Source organism: Neisseria sp. HMSC03D10 (assembly GCF_001807625.1).
Lineage (GTDB): Bacteria > Pseudomonadota > Gammaproteobacteria > Burkholderiales > Neisseriaceae > Neisseria > Neisseria mucosa.
The window spans coordinates 12332-19544 of the sequence record NZ_KV789588.1 but is presented as its reverse complement, the minus strand read 5'-3'; the positions used below and the strand labels follow the sequence as shown (position 1 = coordinate 19544).

At 51.2% G+C, this 7213-nt stretch carries 8 protein-coding genes; all 8 read left to right on the top strand.

Features of this window, described 5'->3' with window-relative positions; genetic code table 11:
- Positions 1-486: class I SAM-dependent methyltransferase (locus HMPREF3066_RS09290; protein ID WP_141743211.1), on the top strand; the 486-nt coding region annotated here is incomplete at its 5' end.
- 211 nt (positions 487-697) lie between these two features.
- Positions 698-1639 (top strand): dicarboxylate transporter/tellurite-resistance protein TehA, encoded by a 942-nt coding sequence (gene tehA / locus HMPREF3066_RS09285; RefSeq protein WP_070442414.1) that lies wholly within the window; start codon positions 698-700, stop codon positions 1637-1639.
- A 79-nt stretch (positions 1640-1718) separates the two neighbouring features.
- A complete protein-coding gene (locus HMPREF3066_RS09280; protein ID WP_070442411.1) occupies positions 1719-2162 on the top strand; it encodes a hypothetical protein in 444 nt (147 codons plus the stop codon).
- Between the two features lie 27 nt (positions 2163-2189).
- Positions 2190-2786 carry a hypothetical protein gene (locus tag HMPREF3066_RS13635; RefSeq protein WP_321178933.1) on the top strand — a complete coding sequence of 199 codons (597 nt, stop codon included), beginning with the start codon at positions 2190-2192 and terminating at the stop codon, positions 2784-2786.
- A complete protein-coding gene (locus HMPREF3066_RS13630) occupies positions 2681-3154 on the top strand; it encodes a hypothetical protein (protein WP_321178932.1) in 474 nt (157 codons plus the stop codon). Before HMPREF3066_RS13635 ends, HMPREF3066_RS13630 begins: the two co-directional genes overlap by 106 nt.
- Before the next feature lie 268 nt (positions 3155-3422).
- The gene (locus tag HMPREF3066_RS09270; protein WP_070442408.1) at positions 3423-4712 is read left to right on the top strand and encodes a ferredoxin reductase family protein; all 1290 of its coding nucleotides are present in this window, start codon (positions 3423-3425) and stop codon (positions 4710-4712) included.
- A 313-nt stretch (positions 4713-5025) separates the two neighbouring features.
- Positions 5026-6441, top strand: coding sequence for a Fic family protein (locus HMPREF3066_RS09265; protein WP_070442405.1), 1416 nt, complete (start codon positions 5026-5028; stop codon positions 6439-6441).
- 298 nt (positions 6442-6739) lie between these two features.
- Positions 6740-7213: tetratricopeptide repeat protein (locus tag HMPREF3066_RS09260; protein WP_070442402.1), on the top strand; the 474-nt coding region annotated here is incomplete at its 3' end.

The following is a 7213-nucleotide window of genomic DNA, read 5'->3' as shown; positions in this document are numbered from 1 at the left end:
CCTGCTACGAAGACTATGAACACGCTCTTAAACCACCTGCCCGCCGACATCGACCTCTCCGCGCTGGATTTGACCGGCGCCGACCTGTCGCTCGGCATGTTGGCACGCTGCCGCGACGTGTGGCAGAAAAAAGCGGCAGGCTTGGACTTGGTACACTGCAACGCTGAAGATTTACCCTTTGCCGACAATATGTTCGACGTCGTATTCCATGTGGGCGGCATCAATTTTTTCAGCGACAAACAAAAAGCCATCAACGAAATGCTGCGCGTCGCCAAACCCGGCACCAAAATCATGATTGCAGACGAAACCACTGACTTCATCCAACAACAATACAAAAAAAGCCTATTCACGCGTAACTACTTCCAAGACACCGATTTCGACCTGACACAAATCGAAAACTGCATTCCAGAAACCGTACAGGAAAAGAAAACGCGGCTGCTGTGGAGCAACCGCTTTTACTGCATCACCTTCCGCAAACCTGTTTGAAATATTTTTCAGACGACCTCGGAATCTGACAAGGTCGTCTGAAAACCGCATTTATAAACTCAAACATCAGCATATCCATACCAAAGACGGCTCATGCTGAAACCCGATACTCCGGACAGATTTAACGTCTTTATCTGGCCTCAACCCAAGCTGCGTTTACCAATTCAAATCCGCTATACTACAAATTTTTCCTTAACACACACTTCACAATATGAGTACCAAAAAATTTCCCGTCCCCCTCAGCTATTTCAGCATGCCGTTGGGGCTTTTCGCGCTTGGTTTGTCTTGGCGTTACGGCGCGCATATCGGGCTTTTGCCGAATTGGGCTGCGGAAACGCTGTTAGCCGCCGCCTTTGCACTTTGGCTACTGCTGGTCATTGCCTACATCATCAAAATCCGTTTTTTCCGCCCCGAATTTTTACAAGATTTGCAGGATTTGGTGCAATGCTGTTTCATCAGCGCGATTCCGATTACCACGATGCTGGCAGGTTTGGCAGCCTTGCCCTACCAAACGCTACTGGCAAAAGGGTTGATTTTGCTGGGAACGGCGGGACAGTTGGCATTTGCCATGTACCGCGCAGGCGGCTTGTGGCGCGGCATCCATACCCTTGATGCCACCACGCCGATTGTTTACCTGCCCACCGTTGCCACCAATTTTGTCAGCGCGACCGCAATGGCGGTATTGGGTTGGTCGGATTACGCCTGGCTGTTTTTGGGCGCGGGGCTGTTTTCATGGCTTAGCTTGGAAGCCGCCATATTGAGCCGTTTGCGCACCGGCACACCCGTCAACGCCCCTGTGCGCGGTATCGTCGGCATTCAGCTTGCCCCCGCCTTTGTCGGCTGCGGCGCCTATTTTGCTGCATCAGGCGGACACATCGATACCTTCGCGCTGCTTTTAATCGGCTACGGCTGCCTGCAATTCCTGCTACTTCTGCGCCTTCTGCCTTGGATGCTGGAGCAGGGTTTCAGCCCCAGCTTTTGGGGTTTCTCATTCGGTTTGGCGGCAATGACAGGCTGCGGCTTCCATTTGATCGCCGAACAGCGTTTACTGTTTTTAGGCTATTTCCTCGCCACCGCAGGCTCCGGCTTGGTGATGTTACTGTTGCTGGCGACTTTGAATTTAGCGAGACAGGGACGGTTGTGGGTGAAATGAAAAATCGTGCGGCTTAAAGGCGTGATAAAACGAACATGGCCTTAGGTCGTCTGAAAACTACATTTGGGAATTCAAACCGATGAAGATAAACCCTGAAAACGGCAGCATCATCCTGCCGGACGGCAACATTATTGGCGCACGCACCACGCTTGATGACTGGATTGCATCCTTCCCAAAATCTAGCCCGAATCATCTGCAAGCGGGAATAACATTTTTCAGTTTGTCATTTACCAAACAGTCTGAACAATACACCCTTACCGCCCAGTTCGAGCAGCAGCGGCTGGAGCGCTTATCCATATTCTTCTGCCCGATAGGCGAGGACAACAGCTGGGCAGCATGGTCGGAGGAGCGCGAATTACAACGCAGAAAACAATTTGATCGATGGCTGGATAAGCAGCTGGGCGATGCCCCTTGCGCCATTGAAACATCGGCATCTGGCAAATGCCGTCAATTTGCCTGGGGCAATGCGGGCGCGTATTACCACAATAAAGACGGCAGTACGATGATTGTCATCAGTTATTGAATATGAACGCCTTACAAAGGACACCCCATGCACTACCGATCGCTAACCACCGCGCTGGAACAATACAGCGGCAGCCTGACCCACCATCCCGCCTCCCCAAACAGCCTTGCCCTGCATATCGACCGTCAAACGCAAGGTCGTCTGAAACTCCACACACCCGACGGTATCAGCCTCAGCCTGACTTACAACGATGAACCCGTGTTCTGGTCGTTCTTTAGCCACGATTTATACGACGTTTACCTCATCCGCAGCTACGCCGAAAGCTGGCAGGCATATCAGCCCGTCGGGCACATCGGCAGCCGCGTAAACGAACACATCGCCCGCCAACCTGCTGCCGAACAAGGCCTGTTGTGGAACAAATATTTCATCAAACAACTCACCACCCACAACGCAGGGCTGCTCGGCATCGGCGAATGGCACTTCGACTACCGCCACGCCCAAACCCTGCCGCCGCAATGGGGCGAATGCTGGCACGACACCGCCTTAGGGCAGCCCGAAACCAACGAAAACTACCGCAAATGGCTGTTTTCAGACAGCCGTTTCGACGTACTGGACAACAATTTTTATACCCAAGCCGAACGCTTCATCGCCCTGAAACCCACTACGCCGAAGACGGTCGTCTGAAATATTGGCGCAAACGCGCACGGCAAAACCAACTGCCGCCCGTCTTGGTGTACGAACTTCCCGCCCTGTCTGACCGCTGGCTGATTTTAGACGGACACCTGCGCCTCGCCGCCGCGCTTACCGAAGGGCAACTGCCGCCCCTGATTACCATCCAAGCTACCACCGCCCGACACAGCCCCCAAACCGTCACCGAACACGAAACCGCAAAAACCGCCGCCCTGTCGCAATACGAAAAAATCGCCCGACAAACCGACCACAATCCCCAAGCCTTAAACGCCGTCAGCCAGCACATCGTCCAAGCTTTCGATACCCGCCCCTACCTGCTGCACACCACCCGCACCGCCGCCGACATCGCCCCGAAAACCTAGCTGCAACAATTGCAAACCTACGCCGCACAACACGGTTTCGCCGAAGAATTTGAACGCGTTTGGACAACGGAATCATGGACGATGAAACGGGTTGCTGCTTTTCAGGTCGTCTGAAAAGGTCAGGTTGTTTTAAACTTTTCAGACGACCTCAACAGGTAAACCCTTCCCACCCTGACCCACACCAATAATTTCCGCCTAATTTTCCCCACATACAATCCCCACAAACGGCGCAGACCGCTTCATATTCCCATCCGTAAGGACCACTACCATGAAAAACATTAAATTTACCTTAGCCATATTTTTCGGCGGCATATTCGCTTTATGGCTGCTTGCTACATCATTTCCAGACCAGTGGGGCGTATTTCCCGTACGCAACCTATTGCTACAACTAACTGGCACCATCAGCATACTGGCCATGAGTGCCTGCCTGATACTTGCCGTGCGTCCCAAAATACTCGAAACCCCGCTCGGCGGGCTGGACAAAATGTACCGCCTGCATAAATGGCTCGGCATCATTGCCCTTTCAGGCAGCATCCTGCATTGGACCTGCAAACAATTCCCCAAATGGCTTATCGAACTTGGTCTGATTGACGGAAAACGTCCGCCACGCCCGCCGATGCAGGAAATATTGACATTAAAAGATTGGCTGGCTACCCAACGCCACTTTGCCGAAGAAATTGGCGAAATCGCTTTTTATGTTGCCCTCGTCCTGCTTGTCGCCGCCCTCATCAAACGTATACCCTACCGCTGGTTTGCCAAACTCCACATACTTATCGTCCCCGTTTATCTCGCGCTCGTGTGGCACACCACCGTGCTGGCAAATTTTGCCTATTGGTCGCAACCGCTGGGATGGCTGCTCATCGCAGCCTTACTTGCAGGCATCGCCTGCTCGCTGATTGCCCTGTTCAAGCGCATCGGCAAACCGCAAAACGCCACCGTATCCGCCCTAAATCAAAACGGCAATCTGCTCTCCCTGACCCTGAACGCCCCGAAATGGCAGGGACACCGCGCAGGACAATTCCTCTTTTTACGCGCACACGGAGAAAGCCACCCCTTTACCATCGCCTCCGACTGGCAGCCTGATAACCAACAGCTCACACTCGTTATCAAAGACTTGGGCGACTACCCCCGCCGCCTGCCGCAGCGCCTAAACATCGGCGACACCGTGCAAATTGACGGCGCATACGGACGTTTCGACTTTTCCGATGGACAAGCGCAAATCTGGGTCAGCAACGGTATCGGTTTTACCCCGTTCCTCGCACGACTCAACGAACTCGCCAAACAGCCCGCCACCCAGCCGATAGACTGGTTTCATGCCGATAGAAACCTGCCTGCCGAAACATTAGCCCACTGGCAAAATTTAGCGCAACAAGCCAATGTCAATTTCCACTATATCCCCTCCGAAACCCAAAGGCTCACCGCCGAGCATATCGGGCAGACCGTCCGCGACAGTGCAAACCGCAGCCTGTGGCTCTGCGGCAGCCGCAGTTTTACACGCAGCATCTCAGACAGCCTGAAAACACGGTCGCAACATTTAGAGTTCTTTGAATTCCGCTAAACGGTTGTAGATGCAAGGCATCCTCAAAGTACGACCTTAACCGAGTCCAAACAAAAGCAGTCCGTACCTTCAAAATGAAGTTGCGGACTGCTTTTTGCTTTTCAGACGACCTTTACAGCTAATCTAAAAAAGGCCGTCTGAAAACAATAAATACTGCTTGAACCAGTTGTTTTTTTTAAGATGGTAGATACTACCCTCCTCTATTTATAAAGACTATGCTTACTTACCAATTTTCATTTTAATACTTTTCACCTCTCTAAAATTTGACTAAAATAACTCAATTATAAAAAATTGCGCGATTTTGGTATTTATCATGAAAATCTCCAGACCTCCGGAATTTGCCCTGTTGCAGCAGGAGTATGTACAGCATCTTACCGAAAAGATGGTGCAAACTGCCGAGTTGTTTCACTCCGCCACTGACAATCCCGACATGGATATTTCAAATTTTCTTGCTGAAATCAAAGATTATTCTGAATTCTCCGTAACCGATGAAAACGGAACCTACCTGCATTGGGACAAATTCCGCCGAATTCATACAGAGGACACACGAATGAAATGGCGCGCCGTCAAGGAGAGCCGCATGAAAATCCAAAAACCGATTGATTTTCCGTTCAGGCATCGGTTTTGGTTCTGCATTCCCGACTCCTTGCAGGCACGGCTTCATTTGATTGACAAAAGCTGCGGCAGCACTATCGGCACGTCCAGTCTCGGCGGCTTCGGCAGAAGCGAGCAAAATAGGTTCCTGCTCAAATCCCTGATTATGGAAGAAGCGATTACATCCGCTCAATTGGAAGGTGCTGCCACCACGCGCAAAGTGGCCAAGGATATGCTCAAATCGCAGCGCAAGCCCAAAACCAAAGACGAAATCATGATAGTGAACAACTATCACCTGATGAAAAAAGCGGTTGAATTGAAAAATACGCCGTTGAGCGTTGAAATGATTTTGGATTTACACCGCATCGCCACCAGCAACGCCATTGAAAACAAGGCCGAGCCCGGGCAATTCAGGCGGGACGACGAAATCTTTATCGCCGATAACGACGGCAACAGCCTGTACCAACCGCCGCCGCACGGGCAGGTTCATACGCTGATGGAAGCGGTATGCACGTTTGCCAACAACACTTATGACGGCGTGGAACACCCGTTGTTTATCCACCCGGTTGTCCAAGCCATCATCCTGCATTTCCTGATTGGCTACATCCACCCGTTCGGCGACGGCAACGGGAGGACGGCACGGGCTCTGTTCTATTGGTTTATGCTCAAAAACGGCTACTGGCTGTTTGAATACATATCCATCAGCCGCCTGCTGAAAAACGCCCCCGCCCAATACGCCAAATCCTATCTGTATGTGGAAACCGACGATTTGGATTTAACCTATTTCATCTATTACCAATGCGACATCATCAAGCGGGCGGTTGCCGATTTGGAAAACTATATTTCCGACAAACAAAAACACCAGCAGGAATTCAAAGCAGCGATTGCCCAATATACCGAAAAGATAGGAAAGTTGAACCAGCGGCAAATCGGTATCTTGCAAAAAGCGGTGGAAGAAAGCGGAAAAATCTTTACCGCACAAGAAATTGCCAATCAATACGGCATTTCCCTGAATACCGCCCGCAGCGATTTGAGCAAACTGGGAGAATATAGATTCCTAGTGCCATTCAAATCAGGGAATGCTTTAGAATATGTTGCCCCGCAGGATTTATTGGAAAGATTGGAGAGAAAATAGTTTGGCAGCCGCCTAAAGGGGCAGCCTTAGCCGAGTCCAAACAAAAGCAGTCCGCACCTTCAAAATGAAGTTGCGGACTGCTTTTTTACTTTTCAGACGACCTTTACAGCCAATCTGACGGTGACTTAGACAATTTCGCCTCCCAAACAAGTAGGCTGGGTTGATAAACCCAACGTTTTAGAAAAATTAAACGGTTTTGTTGGATCTCGACGCAATTTACGCCTGTTGCACCCCGCCGCTTGCTGTAACCGCATGATATTCCTAAAATCCCCATTTCCCTCACTTTAAGGAAACGCCCATGAAAGCCAAACTATCCGCGCTTGCCGCTACCGCCCTTCTTACTGCCTGCTCTGCCGTTCCACATCATAATGAACAGGCGAAAGCCCTGCTGGACGAAGGCATCACCCTGTATCAAAAACAGGATTACCAACACGCCAAGCCTTACTTTGAGCAGGCACAGCAGGCGGGGCATATGAAAGCACCGCGTTATCTGGGCTTGATGTATCTGAACGGCGAAGGCGTCGCCAAAAATGCACAAACCGCTTTCGCCTACTTCACGCAGGCTGCCGCAGCGGGCGACATCACCGGACAATACTGGCTGGGCTATTGCTACGAAAACGGCGTCGGTACAGAAAAAGACATGACCCAAGCCATGCGCTGGTATCAGAAATCCGCCGCACGTGGCGACCATGTTTCCCAGCCTGCCATTGATGCGCTGAACCGCTTGGGCGTGAAAGCAAATTATAGTGGATTAAATTTAAACCAGTACGGC